Here is a 15,618-nt window from a genome sequence, read left to right on the forward strand (position 1 = left end):
GAACCCTGGCGCACCGGCGCAGTCATCTGCATAGGCCTCGACAAACGAGGCCCATCCGTGATGTCGCTGGCAGCGGTTGCACGCCAGCAGCGTCGAGCCCTTTTGCGCAAGGAGACACCCTATGAAGCGTTCCGCTCTTGCTGGCTTGTTCATGACCGCTGCGATGCTCGCCTCCCCCGCTTTCGCCGCCAGTGACAAAGACCTGTGCCAGATCAACCTGGACAAAATCAACAACGGCAAAGCCCTGCTCGCCACCGACACCAGCGGTAAAAGTGGCGAAATAGACACCGCCGTCTCCCAGGCCAAGGCCGCCCACGCCGCAGGTGATGAGAAGAAGTGCATCGAAATCACCTCCAAGGCTCTGCAAGACCTGCAGAACAGCGAGAAAGGCGGCCAGTAAGCGAGAGGGCCAACCTTCGGGTTGGCCTTCGCCAAGCTTTTGGCGTACACTGCACAGGCTTGTCACTCACTAAGAAACAACGAGTTACAAGCACGGGGCCGTTTAGGATTCGACGCCGGTCGCGAAACTTTAGGTGCATGCCGAGTTGGTAACAGAACTCGTAAATCCACTGTTGCAACTTCTTATAGTTGCCAATGACGAAAACTACGGCCAGGAATTCGCTCTCGCTGCGTAAGCAGCCTTAGCCCTGAGCTTCTGGTACCTTCGGGTCCAGCAATCACCAGGGGATGTCTGTAAACCCAAAGTGATTGTCATATAGAACAGAATCGCCGTGCAGTACGTTGTGGACGAAGCGGCTAAAACTTACACAACTCGCCCAAAGCACCCTGCCCTTCGGGTCGCTGAGGGTTAACTTAATAGAAACGGCTACGCATGTAGTACCGACAGCGGAGTACTGGCGGACGGGGGTTCAAATCCCCCCGGCTCCACCACTTCAACATCTAAAGACGTCCACGGACGTCTTTTTTTGTGTCTGAAATCCAGTAAAAACAATGGTTTAAGGGCCATTGGCTTCCGTAGAAGAATTTAGAATTCCAAGCTTTTTGGTATCCCATTTGGTATCCCGGACCCACCGGTGCTATTTTTGGGATACCAAAACGGTGTCGGAGGTAGCTCTCATGCCTACTAATGCAACCCGCCTCTCAGACCGCCAGCTCAAGGCAGTCAAGGCAACAGGAAAAGACTTCGTTCTCACTGACGGCGACGGCCTGCAGCTCAGGGTCAGAGCCAGTGGCTCGATGATATGGAATTTCAACTACCGCGAGCCGGTAATCAAAAATCGCCTCAATATGGCGCTGGGCCCTTACCCGGCTCTTTCGTTGGCGAACGCCAGAAAGAAAGCTCAAGAAGCACGCGAACTACTGGCGCTAGGCATTGATCCCAAGGCTCACCGCGATGAACTCAGGCAAGCCAAGCTGGCGAAGACCGAACACACATTCGAGAAGGTGGCCACCGCCTGGTTCGAGCTGAAGAAAGACTCCGTAACCAAAGCCTACTCCGAAGACATTTGGAGATCGCTGACGCTTCATGTATTCCCAAGCATGAAAACAACGCCGCTCTCTCAAATCACTGCTCCGATGGTCATCAAGATCCTTCGTCCAATCGAGGCCAAAGGGAGCCTCGAAACCGTGAAGCGATTGAGCCAACGACTCAACGAGATCATGACCTACGGGGTCAATTCCGGACTGATATTCGCGAACCCCCTCAATGGAATTCGGGCGGTGTTCAAGAAACCCAAAAAAGAGAACATGGCTGCGCTACCACCTGAGGAGCTTCCCGAGCTCATGATGGAAATCGCGAACGCCAGCATCAAGCGCACGACCCGCTGCCTGATCGAATGGCAACTGCACACGATGACCCGCCCTGCCGAAGCAGCCACCACACGATGGGCAGATATCGACTTCGACAAGCGCATTTGGACCATTCCGCCAGAGCGCATGAAAAAGCGTCGGCCGCACACAATCCCTCTTACCGATCAGGCACTTTCGTTACTGGAGACGCTCAAGCAACTCAGCGGTAACCGAGAGTACGTGTTCCCCTCAGATAGAAATCCTCGCACCCATGCGAATAGCCAGACCGCCAACATGGCGCTGAAACGCATGGGCTTTCAGGACCGTCTAGTCAGCCACGGCTTGCGCTCGATGGCGAGCACTATCCTGAATGAGCATGGCTGGGATCCGGAGCTGATCGAGGTCGCACTGGCGCATGTCGACAAAGACGAAGTTCGGAGCGCCTACAACCGGACGGATTACATGGAACGCCGGCGTCCGATGATGGCCTGGTGGAGTGAACATATCCAGAAGGCGGCCACCGGCAGCCTGTCGGCATCGGCCATCAATCAAACCAGGGACCGCAACGTCGTACCGATTCGCTGAGGTCCAAAGGTACGCGACGCCGGCCACGATCCGTGTCGTGTAGCAGGGAGAAAGGAGTGACGACGGTCGCTAGATCTCTGGTATGTCTGCGCCTCTTCAGCCAAGCCCCTGAGTATGGGAAGGCTCCGCATTCCCATACTCAGGGGCTCACGCTTAAAGGTCTATCAGGCAACCACGACTTTTGCCTTTCTACGGCGGATCAACCCCGCTGTTAACTCGTAGTAGTAGATGGTAGCTGGAGCTGAGCATCGCAAATAGTGCTCCAGAAACCATCTCACGTGTTTTTCCCTCCAGGACCAGGGAGTCGCGCAACCCCAGCGCTCACGAATCACCTCGTGCATCCTTTCTGCTTGTCTGATGTGCCGCTGCCGCGTGGCATGCGCACCTTTGAGCACGGGGCACAGAAACAACGCTATGTCGAACTCAGACGTCATCGCCGACCTCCGATGTAGGCACTCACCACATCGATGCGGTTATGCCCCAACTCTTGGCTGATCTGCTGTCGCGCCCACAGATCAAGCTCTCGATCTTCGCGATGAACACGAACGCTATTTACAGGTGCAGAAAAGCCGGTCATCTGCTCATAGCGCTCACAGGCGTAAGCCGCCCGCAGCTCATGAAAGCCTTTCAATCCATTCTCATGCAGGAGATCTCGTGCAGGTCGCACGACTGCCTGTAAGAAATCTTTATAGCTTTCATCAGGTGCTAACAGGTTCCGACTCCCCTTGGGTGAAGCCTCCGTGGCCATATCGAGGGCAACACGGACTTGATCCGTGACCGCGATCCAACGCGGTGCTGATGCGCCTGACCGGCCGCCTTTGGTGCCGTCCTGGATGTTGATCTTGCCCAGGCGCCCGGCCTCACGTTGCAGTCGGGGCAGGTCCGCCAAGATCGATTCACGCAGGCGCATACCAGTCTCCCGGGCCAGATGCACAATTGCGCCCACTCGTTGCTGACCTCGCTCTGACAGTGCGCGTGCGATCAACTCGATCTGACCACGATCTTGGCCTTGCGGTGCCTCCCCGCGCACGCTTGAGCGCTGCAAACCCAGCGTCTTGCTCGGACTGGGGATTTTGACGTACTGATCACCGCGCAGCGCGGCCATCGTTCGGTTCACGCTGGACAGTCGGTTCTGCGCGGTGGCAATGCCGACGTTGCCCTGATCAACCTGCTCCCGCACGTGGACGGCATACCGCATGAGGATCTCGCGGTCTATCTGGCGCGCGTCGTTGACCCTCGGTCCTTCATCGGATCGACACCAATGCACGAACGCCTGCCAGCGATCACTATGGGCTTTGACGGTAGCAAAATGGCCGTCGCCAAACAGGTCTTTCAGTGCTTGCGGTCCAGCAAAGCTAAGCTGGCGACCGAAGCCGAAATTGCGCCCCGCTCGCTTACCGACCCGAGCCATTTTTCTGTTCCTGATCGACTGCCGCGAGATCATGCAAAAGGGCTCGCCAGTGCGCACTTACAATCGCGAACTGAGCCCAATCAGTCGGGCGAAAACACAGCGTGTTGTCGGTGACGTAAAGATGCGCACCCTCCTCTTTCAACCATTGAATAATGGCTGTCGTAGAGGCGATAGCTTTATGGGTGGTGGCGACACTGGCGACAGCGGCGACAACCCTTGTCCTGCCTGGTTTTGAGCGTGGCGACAAAGTGGCGACACTCGCGGCGACAAACTGCGCTTTTGGCTTTTTTTGGCGCTGAGCCAGATGGTTGCGCAGCGCCTCATCAAGATTGAACATGGCGCACCTCGTAGGTGTGGCCGTCGGTAATCAGCCAATGATGATCAAGCAACTCAACCAACAGCCTGGAAGCATGACGACTGCTCTTACGGGCAAAACGGGGACCGTTGCGATTCAGCTCTCGAATACTGAAGCGCTTCCAACCCTTGACCTGCAGCCAGCGCAGCAGCCGGTCCGCCTCTTCCTTAACTCGACACACCGGCTCCTGCTCAGTCAGGCGCTGGATCTCGGTGAGGTAGTAGCCGACTAAAGCGGAGGCCCGCTGGATATGGTCGACCTCCACGACGCTGCTCTCCTCCACAACTGCAAGAACGCCGGCGATGCGTAGCAGGTTATCGGCTGCCTTTGATCCGCTGGGCCGTACGCTGGCCAGCTCGCCAAACTCCCCCAGCTGAGCTTCGATAGCATCATGCAAATCAATCCAGCGACGACGCGCCAGCGGACTGAGGCTCAGCTTTGACAGCTGCAAGGCTCCGTCAGCGGAAACTGACCAAGGCTGATAAAACAGAGCCGAAAGGCGGTGATGATAGCGCTTGAGGGCGGCGTCTTTGGACAAGTCGACAGCCTGGTAGCTACGTTGCCCGGCTAGACTGGTTGGCCAGGTCATCAAGCAGCGCCCTAGAATGCCTTGCCCCTGCAGCAACGGGTCACTGAGTAACTGCATGGCCAAATACGGTTGCAGCATCAGGTGCAGGCTCAGGCGTCGGTCATAGGCTCGTAGGCTTTCGCCTGCCATAGAGCGAGCACGATCAATCGGGCTACCGTCCCAGAGTGACGACAAGGTCGTGACCGCTTTCAAACGGTTGTCCCGACTCATGGTGCTGCTGCCGAGGAATTGTCCGCCCTCGTCACAGAACAGCCCCATGCTCGGCAAGTCATGGCAGAGCCCCTTGATCAGGGCCTCGATCGTCGGATCTGTGGTGATCAGCCGAGGGGCCGAAGGCTCCGCTTCAAGCGGTACGCTGTTTGTGGGGGCGGGATCGGCAGGATTGATACGCTGCGCTTGTCGCTGTGCGGCACGGTACCGAAAGAGCTGCTCACGATAGTGTTGCCACTGTTCACGCTCCCATTGGCGCGCTGGCAGCAGTGCGGATCGGTCTGCCGCGGTCTTGCGATCACCGGACGCAGCCACCGTGATCAGGTACAACGACAGGGGATAATGTCTCCCGTCGAGTTGTAAGCCCGCATGACCTTGAGTGGCCAGGGCCGAGGCAGCCAACACCGACTGCGCGGCCAGTGCTTGGGGCACGCCGATGACCTCGGCCATGCGCTGAACCGCAGGCCCAAGAATCCCACCCAGTGCCTGCACCGGATAAGGCTGGGGCACGGGGTTCGACTCAATCAACGGTCGAGGTGGTCGTGGTAGTTCAAGCTTCGGATCTAACTGCTGCATGGGCCCTCTCCTCGTTCATTACTGGTTGTCCTCACGTAGTCCCGCCACGGCTGTTGAGTGTTATCAGGGATCAAGGCCCCTGCGGCCTGTGAGGTGTTCACTGACGCGGAACGAACGGCTCCTTACGACCGGGAGCAAGGGCATAAACCCATGAATCTGGCCTCCTTAGACGCATCCGAAGATGCGGGCGGGTGGAGGCTGTGCCGGCTGACGAGTTCGGCGCCTGGAGATCATGGGGGGGAGAAGGCAAAGACCTAGACACCTGGGGCATGCCTGACTGTCAGTCAGGTGCAGCCTTTCCATTGGCTGCGGCACCGGTGCCTGTGTAGTTGCGGATGGCGACGAATCAGATTTGTCAGGCCGGTTGTCACGAGGAGAGTTGCGGCAATGCCCTGTACGACGTGGCTTGCAGCAGTGCTACGAGCGCCCGTCTCTTTCCAGGAGAAAGAGACGGGCGCAGCCTGGCGCAGCGAAGTGTGCAGAGAGGTGAGGTTGCTGCAGAGCAGCGAGGTAGGTCCATTGTCTGCCGCAGTGGGCAGATTGGTAGAATAGGCATCCATCACTCTTGGGGAGTGACCGTGCGAGCCGCCGGACGCTAATCGCACTTGGGGAAGAACCACCACGCAAGTGGCGTAGCCTTGAAGGTTCTGGCTACCTGGGCAGGTGCTGTCAACGACAGCGATCCGTGCGCCAATTTTTATACCCACTCGAAAACGCGGTCAAGCGTCACGGCCAAAGCGCCCAAAAAGTGGCGACTGTCGCCACTTTTGTCGCCACGTTCCAGGCCACGTCAGGCGTGGGTTGTCGCCGCTGTCGCCGGTTTCGCCACATCTCTACCCATAGCCCTACGAAAGCTCGGCTCTAACGCTGACTCTGCGTTGCGCTCGATAGAGATCGTGGGAAATTAATCGGATAAAAGAAGACGTGGCGCTAATCAAATATGAAATGGAAGGGTGGAACGAGGTAGCTTCGAGAAAAAGCGAGTGAACCCTCCGATCGGCGCGATCAAAGATCGCTTGATCAGAGGGTTTGGCGGGAAAAGAAAAGTCTCAAGCGTCAATTAGAGCCTCAAGCATCGAAACTGGCTGGTCGAGATGTAGTAGCTTCACGCAGATTGAGCAGCGTCTGCTGCAAACGCAGCAGAAAACCGGCCTCGAACGCCTCCTGAAAGTCACCAGGACGATGACGTTTTCGGTTCTGCGCCAGCGCCCACCATAACGGTAATGACGAGCCTTTGAGCCAGGTCTCAGCACACCGAACGCCATCCTTGATCGTCGGAGCGAACTCATCGCCCCAGGGGGTTTGGATCGCGGGCGAACCTTCAGCGGACGGGACAGAGACGTACTCACCGAGCTGTTGATGAACGCGCTGAGCGGGTATGCCAGTCAAATATCGAAAGGCCTTGTCGAAAAGCACTGCCGCGTCATCCAGCAGCTCAACAGCCAGATCAACGTCCTGCGGAAAATGAAGCAGAATACTCTGCGCGCCATTAAGCCGAAGCGTGGCAGCCTGCCGTAATTTAACTGCGGCATCTTCGGGGGTAAGCGAAGCAGTATCGATGGTGTTGGGTTTAGGTAGGCCGATTAGAAGCGAGAGATCAAACATCGCGGAATCCTCCGAGATAGTTTGAAGTACGAAACAAACAGCCGGGGCGGCGCACGAGCTTGAAAGGGGGACGGGGCATTTTCCTTATCTCCTTGGTTTGATTAAGGAGTGCCATTCACCGTTGCGACACGAATGGGTGGCACACCGTACAGGGGTCGCAAACCGGAAACCAAGGAACCCGGCCAGGCCGAAGCCTGCCCTGCACGGTGCGCCATAGAAAAGCAGCAGCTAGCACTTGAAGTGCTGACTGTGCGATATGGCACGTACCGCGCCTTGGTTTCGATACAGGTTGCGACACCCGATCGCGGGATTGACCGCGATGGGGCAAAGCGTAAATGTGAAGTCGCGACAACACAAGCATGAGCGTCAATAAGCACCGCATCAGACCTAGCGTCCTATTCGACTTGGACAACGGTATGTGTGGCAACCTCATTGGCAGGCCGCAGCACGCAGGGTCCGATCAAAACCCTTGTCCCGCTGCACGTTTGCATGATGTCCGGCGTAGATAGTTTGGCTCTTGAAGCTGACACTCATTAATTTAAGCAATTAACCTTTGGCGACCTGAACGCTTTCATGCAGCCGGTTGCAGGGACGCCAATGCCGCATCTATTGATCCTCACTAGCGTCGTGCGTCAGTCAATATCTTGAAAAATCTACGCAAAACATGCAATTCTTGCCGCAGATTTGAAAATTTTACACTACCCTGTCGTCGTTTGACCTTGAATGGCAACCACCATGCTCACAAATAGCAGTGAAGGCGAGATCCTCACCATTAAACAGGTCGCCGACTACCTGAAGGTTACGGAGCGGACGATCTACAGGCTGGCTGCAGCCAAGAAAATCCCTGCTTTCAAAGTAGGTGGAACTTGGCGTTTTTCGCGTGCTGACATCGACAGCTGGATCAAGCTGCAGTCCTTAGAAGGGCTCGATGCTGGACGCGAAGGAGATGACGTAGCCAAAGACCAAATGAATGATGGGGAGCGCAAGTAATGCTAGGACTGATACTACGAGATGAATTTCGGGGTAAACGGCTTAGAGGGACAGCTATTGAGCTCTCTAACGATTCAAACACTGGCGCGACGCAGATCGCAGCTCAGCAGTTTCTGGAGATCACCTATCCGACGCACGACCTGCTAAAGGGTATAGAGGCAGTTGGCCCCGATAAGGGGCGCCCCGTCGTGGTAATCGGTGAGCGCGGCTTGGGTAAGTCCCACTTAATGGCTGCGCTCTACCACTCCGTTAACGACGCGGCATCGACCAGGGCGTGGCTCAATTCTTGGGCCGGTGCGCTGGGTGATGCCAACATCGGGAAGATCGCCCTTCGGGAAGGAATGTTAGTCATTGGCGAGAGTCTGCACCGCCAACGCTACAAATTTCTTTGGGACTTATTGTTCGAGCGCCATCCGCGTGGTGAATTCATCAAAGGCAAGTGGGAGGGTATGGGCGCAGCCCAAACCGATATTCCCTCTGACAAGCTTATCATCGAGCTGCTCGAACACACGCCAACAATGCTGCTACTCGACGAATTCCAGACCTGGTACGACGGCCTGACCAACACTAAGCAATACCCTTGGAAAAATTGGGCGTTTAATTTCATCCAAATACTGTCGGAGATCGCCAAGGAACGCCCTGATCTGCTGGTGTTGGTTATTTCTGTGCGCAACGGGGGTAGCGATGCCTACCAACAGGTGCACCGTGTCAACCCAGTCGCTATCGACTTCAAAGCAGGTGGCAACGCCGAGCGAATTCAGCGGGATCGGCGGCGAATGCTGTTGCACCGTCTGTTCGACAATCGCATGCAAATTGCCGATGGAACCATCGAATCTCTGATCGCTCAGCACGTGGCCGAGTCTTTTCGTCTGCTCGACGTCCCCCCAGCCGAGCAGGACCGCAAGCGCCGCGAATTCACTGAGTCTTGGCCATACGCGCCTCACCTGTTGCGCCTGCTGGAAGAGCAGGTTCTTATCGCTACTGACGCGCAAGAAACCCGCGACATGATTCGCATCTTGGCCAATCTTTACAAGAGCCAAGGCGAAGCAGTTCCGGTGCTCACTGCTGCGGATTTCCGGCTCGACGATGATGCATCGGGCATTGGTGCACTGCTGGATTCGGTATCCAACGAGCATCACCGAAGTCTGCGTGAGAAAGCGCAGCACAACATCATCTCGGTCACCGAAGCGGTGTACGACCACGCCAACTTGGCGCCACACCTGCAAGAAATTGTGGGTGCGTTGTGGCTGCGCTCAATTGCCGTCGGCAACCTTGCCGGGGCCGACCCCGCCACACTGCAGGTAGATATAACCAGGGACAAACCGGTGGACAGCAATGCCTTTCAGGTTGAGCTGGCGACCATTCTCGAAAACAGCTTCAACATCCACCAGGATGGTTCGCGCCTGGTCTTCCGAGAAGAGGAAAACCCGCGTGCAAAACTCATGGCCTGCGTCCGGAACGACAAGCTGTTCACTGACGGCTCCGATCAAGCACAGCTAGCCAAACAGGTGTGCTACGTCATCGGTGGCAGCGATGAGGTAGCCAAGACCTTCCGCGTGATCGCTCTACCTAAATCTTGGCAGAACGATCCTTGGACATCGCTGGGTGAAACTGAACAGCCTGAACGATGGGACGACCGTTTACCCATTCTGGTATTGCCGGAAGAGCCAGAAAAGATCGAACAGACTTTAGGCCGCTGGCTCAGGGATCATCTACAGAAGCGTCGCAACACCATTCGCTTTCTTATGCCCCGAGCCGGCTCCTCCAATGCCTTTCTGGATCGCGATCTGCTCATCCTCGCACGCGCCGAGATGAAGGCGCAGGAGTGGAGTAGCCAAAACCTCGAGTATAAGAAACTGCATAAGGAATTCGAGAGCACGCTGCGCGAAAACCTGAAAAAGCGTTTTGACCGCTTTGCTGTCCTGCACCGCTACGACCACCAAAGCCCGCAGCAGTCTTTGTTCAGTGTGGAGCATCTGAAAAAGCAAGGCGCGCAAATCCCTGAAGGCATCGAGGAGACATTGATCAACGATCTCTTCGTACCTGAAGATTTTGAAGACCTCGTGCTTGAAGCTTCCTCAGAAAACGCATCAGTAGGAAAATTGCTGCGTGAGCTGCAAGAGCCTCGTCCAGCAGGACAAGACTGTATTCCTTGGCTGGGTGAAACAGCGATGAAGGAGCGTATCCTCCGCCTGTGTGCACGCGGCAAGATTGCCATCAACCTGCGTAACCTTGAAAACCTGCAAACTCACGCAGGCGAAGATGAAGATACCGCATGGCGACGTTTGCGGCCTAAGCTCTCCTTTACCGGACGTCAGCTTGATGAGGTGTATCTGATGGAGCCCTCGGCAGTATCCGCCACAGGAGGCAGCGCACCGTCTGTGCCACTGCCGCTCGTAGGGGACAATGGCGGTGACATCTTTGGCGGACGAACGAGTACATCGCAACCCTCGTCAGTCGATGGCGACAATCGTTTCGGGCGCGTCGCGCCGACGGACAACGGCGGCATTTTCGGTGGCAACACAGAGAACACCACTAAGCTACGCATCCCGTTCTCTAATCCGCCCACTTCGCCTCTCAACCTGATTGGCAAGCTTGAAGGCTGGGGCATAGGCCCAGCCACCCCTCTGGCAGAAGTCTCGCTAAAAGTATCTGCTGCAACAGGCGCGCAGCTAAAGGAACTGCTCAAAAAGCTACCTGATGGCATGACATTCGAGCTGAGCCTTGAGAAGGAGGACAACTGATGCCGCTCGATGCAGGTATATTGCAAAAACTGACCCAAGGCACGCCTTCCGAAGCTTGGCGCTTGATCATTGAACGCACCATCAACATTGCCTCCAGGCCACTAGCTGAGGGCAATGCGCCAGGGGAGGTGATAAAGCGCGAGCGCGAAATTGCAGAGCTCGATCTCTTCCTGGCGTCCAGCGGATGGGATTTGTGGCAGGCCTTCGGGCAGCCCAATATCAGTGGCGTAGAACGCACATCGGAGCGCCTCGCACGGTGGTGGGATGAGCCCTTTTCGGCCCGGGCAGTCTTAATACTGGATGCCCTGAGCCTGCGTGAGCTTCCGTGGTTATTGCAGGGAGCTAAAGAGCGCGGTTTTACTATTCATGGAGTTACTGCCACGGCATCTGAGCTACCCGGTGAAACAAACGAGTTTGCCCGCGCACTGGGATTGGCCAGCCGAAGTCAATTGCAAGCCAACGGCGGCGGCTTGGCGCATAAACTACAACCGGCGCAGACAGAAAGCATTGATCTCCCCTGGAAAGATTGTGAAGGTTTACTCGACAATGCCTCAGGCGCGAAGAACTGGGTGTTCTGGCACCACTGGCCGGACGCCAAGTTGCATGATTACGGTGCAGGCCAAGGGCTGGAACTACTGACTAAGGACGCCGCACAGCAGCTTTCCAGCGACGACTTCTGGGCTTTTGTCGAACACCTAGCCACCGGGAGACGTTTAATTATCACTTCCGACCACGGCTACGCCGCCACCGGCTACTTCCCAGATGCCGATGGTGATGTCGCGACACATCTAAAACAAACATTTTCGAGCGGACGCAGCAAGGTAGGCAGAAGTGATCCCGGCCCCTTCGTCCCACCGGTCGCATTGCAAATAGACGGTCCGCATGGCCCACACCTGTTGGCACTGGGTCGAAGAAAATGGCGCAGCCAGGGCGGTTACCCGACGCTCACACATGGTGGCTTGTCGCTGTTGGAAGTTCTGTCGCCTTTCATAGAACTATCGAAGTAGGCATATAGCCTTCGTAGAGAACACGCGCGAACAGTCGTGCACGCAAGAAAAACTAAGGAAGCTTTGAATGGCCACCAAAAAACAGTTGCTCGCTCAAGAGGTTGCTAAGGCAGTCGGCGCGGGCAAGGCCGTCGCGCTAGAAACAGTCGATTTCAACGACCCCAAGCGCCCTAAGACCTGCCTAGAAGTGGACTTCCCCATCCTGCCTGTCAATCAGGTAGCGATCATAGAGGGCAATGCAGGCAAGCCGATCTACCAAATGTCGAAGTGGTGGGCACGACGTCGCTCCAGTGTGTTCCGCTCTATGTTGATAGCGGCGGCAACGAAGGCTCCGGAAGACAAATCGCATGCCGCCCGACTCGTGTGGGACAACTACTACGCCAACCATCAGAAGAAAGGCACATTCAAGCACCTGAAGGTGGCGGACATCTTCATGGGTGGCGGCACCACACTAGTGGAAGGCTCTCGCCTCGGTATGCAGATGGTCGGCAACGACCTCAATCCGGTAGCGTGGTTCGTGGTCAAGCAAGAACTGGCTGACGTCGATCTCGGTGATGTGAAGAAACTCCTCGCTGACATTGAGGCAGAGGTCAAGCCGCAGATCATGCCTTACTACTATTGCGACGGCCCTGATGGTGAAAAAGGCAAGTGGACCCACCTCCCAACGGACAAGGTAATGCCAGCCGGTTTCGACCCGCTCGCCATTCCGCGTGAAGAGCGTAAAAACTATAGCTATGAAGGACCAGAGATCATCTACACCTTCTGGTCCAAACACGGGCCTTGTCAGGTAACGGGTTGCGGTCATCGTACTCCGATCATGACCAGCCCGGTGATGGCGGTAAAAACACTCACGGTCAAGCACTGGAAACATTCGTGCGGTAAGTGTGGTGAAGCGTTCGACGTAGAGGAAGATGCCGCTCGCATGGCACCTGACGCATTGCTCTACGTCTCACCAAGCGAATATCCCTATTCCGTTCTCGACCGTAAGAAGGGCGTGATTTGTCCACAATGCGGCCACACGGCCTTGGTCAACCTCGGCAAAGGTAAGAATAAGAAGGTGGAACTGAGCCTGCTGGTCCATCCGCAGTGGCTCGCAGGCGAAGCAAAGCAAGATGCCAACGGCCAGCCCTTTGGTGGCTCTGCGCAGGATGACGTAGCGGCTACTACGCGATGGGATGCAGCACGCGCCAAAAAGATTCGCCTCTTGGAAGTGCGCGGCGCCCTGCCGGCAGAAGTGACCGACCCGGAAACCGGAATTAGTTTCGCTCCGGAAAGCGGCACCGTACCAAAGAGATCACACTACGCCTGTGGAGCCTGCGGCACGGTGCAGGATGTACTGACCACCGTCAAGGCCACTGGCAAGACAGGACCGATGGCAGCCTATGCAGTGCAAGGCTATGCGCCCAAACGCGGTGCGTCAGGTAAACCTTACAATGGACGCTTTTTCGCAGCCTACGGCACAGCGCAAGCACAGCAGCACGACACTGCGCTTGCTGAATGGGAAGCGCGCAAAGATGCCGATCTGAAAGAATACTGGCCACGTTCGGAGCTTCCCTACGGCTTCATGACCCACCACTTGCAAGGTGGCGTGCCAAATCACGGCTTCACCCACTGGTGGACCATGTTCAACCCTCGCCAGTTGCTTGTCCACGCACAGCTACTAAAAGCCATCGGTGAAGTAGGGAACTACGACTGGGCAGTACGGGAGTTTGTGCTAGGTGCGTTTCAGCAATACCTGCGTAATCAAAGTCTATTCACTTTGTGGAATGTCCAAGGCGACAAGCTAGAACCCCAGTTTGCGAACAACAACTATCACCCGAAATCGACGGTGGTAGAGAACTGCGTCTTTCCCTCATTGGGTCGAGGCAACTGGGCATCCAGTACTGAAGGTATTCTCGAAGGCCGCGAATGGGCTGTTCAGCCATGGGAGGCGGTGAGCATTGAGGCACTGAAGCGCAAAAACCCTGTACTGGCTGACCAACTGAGCGGCAAGAGTGAAAAAGTCATGCCGGGGGATCCGGTGCAGGCTGTGGATCTGTATCAGGGCTCGTCGACTGATCTGGCCCAGCTTGAAAGCAGTAGCCTTGACCTAATCATCACCGACCCACCGTTTGGCGGGCTGTTGCACTATTCGGAGCTTGCAGATTTTTTCTACGTCTGGCTGCGTTTGGCACTTAAGAATAAGTACCCAGAAATCTTCGGCCCAGAGTACACCCCCAAGTCGTTGGAAGCAGTGGCCAACCGCGCCCGCGAGCCGGAAGATCCAGATGGTTTCTACCAGCGATTGCTCACGCAGTGCTGGCGTGAGGCGCATCGGCTCTTGAAGCCCGGCGGCATTCTCGCCTTCACATTTCACCATAGCGAGGATGAGCCGTGGGTAGCGGTGCTGGAATCACTTTTCGACGCCGGCTATTACCTCGAAGCAACGTATCCGATCCGCTCCGACGAAACTAAAGGAGACGGCGAATTCGGCTCCAAGACTATCGAGTACGACATCATTCATGTCTGCCGCAAGCGAACCGAGGAACCTAAGCCCGTGAGCTGGGGACGCATGCGCCGCGAGGTGATGGCTGACGTGCGGCAGTTACAGGCTATGCTGGAGAACCATGCCAAGGAAGGACTGCCTGCAGCTGATATCCAGGTCATCCGCCGCGGCAAGGCGTTGGAATATTTCTCGCGCCACTATGGCAAGGTCTATGTGGATGAAGGCCGGACTATTTCCGTTAGGGACGCGCTGGTCGGTATCAATCAACTCATTGACGAAGACGCCGATAAGGGTAAAGAACCTCCGCCCGTGAACGCCGAACCGATGACCCGTCAGTTCCTCCGCACCTTCGGTACGGTCACCGAAATGAAGCGCGACCAGTTACAGAAATTCTTGCGCGGCACGATTACTACACCTGATGACTTTGAGCAGCGTGGTTGGTGCAGCGAAGTGAAGAAGGTTTTCACCCGCACCGCGCCTCTCGATTTCGCCCGTGACTGGCAAGGCAAACACAAACGTAAGCTGATTTCCGACCTTGACCAGGCATTGGTGCTGATCGGTGCTTGTGTAGACGGCAGCGGAGTCAATGCCTCAGACACGCTAAAAAATGAGAATTTCAAGGCACACGTGGCCTTGAAACCGTTGTTGGAATGGCTGCAAAAAAATGGCCCAGATCAAATCACACGCAATGCTGCTTCACGTGCGCTGTCGATCTACATCACGTGGCAAAGTAGCCAAGCACCCAAACCACGGCAGGTATCGTTGTTCGATGACGATTGGGAGTATGCGCAATGAGGCAGGTCCTCGATACAGTGTGGCAACGGCGCGGCACAAGTTGGTTGTGGGATGAGGAAGCGCGCAATCAAGTTTGCAAGGCGGAAGAAGTATGGAGCTTGCGTCAGTTTCTATTGTCCGCGCAGGCACCGGGTAAGCCAAGCCATTGGCCCGATGACCTGCCCAGCAACAATAGCCGGACACTGATAGTGGCCGGGCTTGAGGGTAGCCTTGACTTACTAGCCCCGGATCAGGGTGAAGTCTGGCTAGGAGATACCATCAAGCGTGCCATCCTCTCGTTTCAGGATGAATACGCCGGCGAGGCCGCATTGATATTCTGGTTGCCGCAGAAGCACGGACGTCTCAAGGTGCAAGCCTCGACCGATGCAGTGAGCTGGCTATGCGAGGCACCAAATCGAGGTCAACAGCTTGACTTTGGCCGCCTCCTCTGGGGGGAAGCCAATGAGTACCCACAGGAAATACTACTGCGCGAAGGGGCTCAAACTGCGGGTCTGTTCCATTTGCGGATTACTTGAGG

12 protein-coding genes and 1 other RNA gene are annotated in these 15,618 nt (G+C 56.2%); 8 read left to right on the forward strand and 5 right to left on the reverse strand.

Going from position 1 to position 15,618, the window contains the following annotated elements:
* Positions 1-121: 121 nt before the first annotated feature.
* From GIW79_RS10570 to GIW79_RS10580, 3 genes are all read left to right on the forward strand, one after another.
* On the forward strand, positions 122-400 hold the full coding sequence (locus GIW79_RS10570) for a hypothetical protein (protein WP_003194233.1): 279 nt from the start codon (positions 122-124) through the stop codon (positions 398-400).
* 94 nt (positions 401-494) lie between these two features.
* Positions 495-891, forward strand: a transfer-messenger RNA (tmRNA) gene (gene ssrA, locus GIW79_RS10575).
* 186 nt (positions 892-1,077) lie between these two features.
* Positions 1,078-2,334, forward strand: coding sequence for an integrase domain-containing protein (locus GIW79_RS10580; RefSeq protein WP_150804664.1), 1,257 nt, complete (start codon positions 1,078-1,080; stop codon positions 2,332-2,334).
* Positions 2,335-2,498: 164 nt separating this feature from the next.
* Here GIW79_RS10580 and GIW79_RS10585 read toward each other — a convergent pair whose 3' ends face one another.
* The 5 genes from GIW79_RS10585 to GIW79_RS10605 form a co-directional block, all read right to left on the reverse strand.
* The gene (locus GIW79_RS10585) at positions 2,499-2,768 is read right to left on the reverse strand and encodes a hypothetical protein (protein ID WP_150804663.1); all 270 of its coding nucleotides are present in this window, start codon (positions 2,766-2,768) and stop codon (positions 2,499-2,501) included.
* Entirely contained in the window at positions 2,765-3,745 is a 981-nt protein-coding gene (locus tag GIW79_RS10590) for an integrase domain-containing protein (RefSeq protein ID WP_200645671.1), read from the reverse strand. Before GIW79_RS10590 ends, GIW79_RS10585 begins: the two co-directional genes overlap by 4 nt.
* Positions 3,729-4,082: a hypothetical protein gene (locus tag GIW79_RS10595; RefSeq protein ID WP_236477367.1), complete on the reverse strand. Its 354-nt coding sequence runs from the start codon at positions 4,080-4,082 to the stop codon at positions 3,729-3,731. Before GIW79_RS10595 ends, GIW79_RS10590 begins: the two co-directional genes overlap by 17 nt.
* The gene (locus GIW79_RS10600) at positions 4,069-5,475 is read right to left on the reverse strand and encodes a YfjI family protein (protein WP_200645672.1); all 1,407 of its coding nucleotides are present in this window, start codon (positions 5,473-5,475) and stop codon (positions 4,069-4,071) included. The genes GIW79_RS10595 and GIW79_RS10600 overlap by 14 nt, the downstream gene beginning before the upstream one ends.
* Before the next feature lie 1,068 nt (positions 5,476-6,543).
* Positions 6,544-7,080 carry a LasR-specific antiactivator QslA gene (locus GIW79_RS10605; protein ID WP_200645673.1) on the reverse strand — a complete coding sequence of 179 codons (537 nt, stop codon included), beginning with the start codon at positions 7,078-7,080 and terminating at the stop codon, positions 6,544-6,546.
* Positions 7,081-7,803: 723 nt separating this feature from the next.
* Between GIW79_RS10605 and mads1 the strand changes: the two genes are divergently transcribed.
* The 5 genes from mads1 (at position 7,804) to GIW79_RS10630 (ending at position 15,616) form a co-directional block, all read left to right on the forward strand.
* The gene (mads1, locus tag GIW79_RS10610; protein ID WP_325167889.1) at positions 7,804-8,070 is read left to right on the forward strand and encodes a methylation-associated defense system helix-turn-helix domain-containing protein MAD1; all 267 of its coding nucleotides are present in this window, start codon (positions 7,804-7,806) and stop codon (positions 8,068-8,070) included.
* Complete coding sequence (locus GIW79_RS10615) at positions 8,070-10,814, forward strand: DUF499 domain-containing protein (RefSeq protein WP_034115122.1); 2,745 nt, start codon at positions 8,070-8,072, stop codon at positions 10,812-10,814. Before mads1 ends, GIW79_RS10615 begins: the two co-directional genes overlap by 1 nt.
* Complete coding sequence (locus tag GIW79_RS10620; RefSeq protein ID WP_042608839.1) at positions 10,814-11,821, forward strand: hypothetical protein; 1,008 nt, start codon at positions 10,814-10,816, stop codon at positions 11,819-11,821. Before GIW79_RS10615 ends, GIW79_RS10620 begins: the two co-directional genes overlap by 1 nt.
* 67 nt (positions 11,822-11,888) lie before the next feature.
* A complete protein-coding gene (locus GIW79_RS10625; protein WP_236453547.1) occupies positions 11,889-15,101 on the forward strand; it encodes a DUF1156 domain-containing protein in 3,213 nt (1,070 codons plus the stop codon).
* Positions 15,098-15,616, forward strand: coding sequence for a hypothetical protein (locus GIW79_RS10630; RefSeq protein WP_034115125.1), 519 nt, complete (start codon positions 15,098-15,100; stop codon positions 15,614-15,616). Before GIW79_RS10625 ends, GIW79_RS10630 begins: the two co-directional genes overlap by 4 nt.
* The last annotated feature ends 2 nt before the right edge of the window (positions 15,617-15,618 follow it).

Source organism: Pseudomonas sp. PA-7-1E (assembly GCF_021605325.1).
Taxonomy (GTDB): domain Bacteria; phylum Pseudomonadota; class Gammaproteobacteria; order Pseudomonadales; family Pseudomonadaceae; genus Aquipseudomonas; species Aquipseudomonas fluorescens_BV.

Coding starts and splice junctions, on each gene's coding strand:
- GIW79_RS10570 (WP_003194233.1), top strand. CDS start 122: ATGAAGCGTTCCGCTCTTGCTGGCTTGTTCATGACCGCTGCGATGCTC.
- GIW79_RS10580 (WP_150804664.1), top strand. CDS start 1,078: ATGCCTACTAATGCAACCCGCCTCTCAGACCGCCAGCTCAAGGCAGTC.
- GIW79_RS10585 (WP_150804663.1), bottom strand. CDS start 2,768: ATGACGTCTGAGTTCGACATAGCGTTGTTTCTGTGCCCCGTGCTCAAA.
- GIW79_RS10590 (WP_200645671.1), bottom strand. CDS start 3,745: ATGGCTCGGGTCGGTAAGCGAGCGGGGCGCAATTTCGGCTTCGGTCGC.
- GIW79_RS10595 (WP_236477367.1), bottom strand. CDS start 4,082: ATGTTCAATCTTGATGAGGCGCTGCGCAACCATCTGGCTCAGCGCCAA.
- GIW79_RS10600 (WP_200645672.1), bottom strand. CDS start 5,475: ATGCAGCAGTTAGATCCGAAGCTTGAACTACCACGACCACCTCGACCG.
- GIW79_RS10605 (WP_200645673.1), bottom strand. CDS start 7,080: ATGTTTGATCTCTCGCTTCTAATCGGCCTACCTAAACCCAACACCATC.
- mads1 (WP_325167889.1), top strand. CDS start 7,804: ATGGCAACCACCATGCTCACAAATAGCAGTGAAGGCGAGATCCTCACC.
- GIW79_RS10615 (WP_034115122.1), top strand. CDS start 8,070: ATGCTAGGACTGATACTACGAGATGAATTTCGGGGTAAACGGCTTAGA.
- GIW79_RS10620 (WP_042608839.1), top strand. CDS start 10,814: ATGCCGCTCGATGCAGGTATATTGCAAAAACTGACCCAAGGCACGCCT.
- GIW79_RS10625 (WP_236453547.1), top strand. CDS start 11,889: ATGGCCACCAAAAAACAGTTGCTCGCTCAAGAGGTTGCTAAGGCAGTC.
- GIW79_RS10630 (WP_034115125.1), top strand. CDS start 15,098: ATGAGGCAGGTCCTCGATACAGTGTGGCAACGGCGCGGCACAAGTTGG.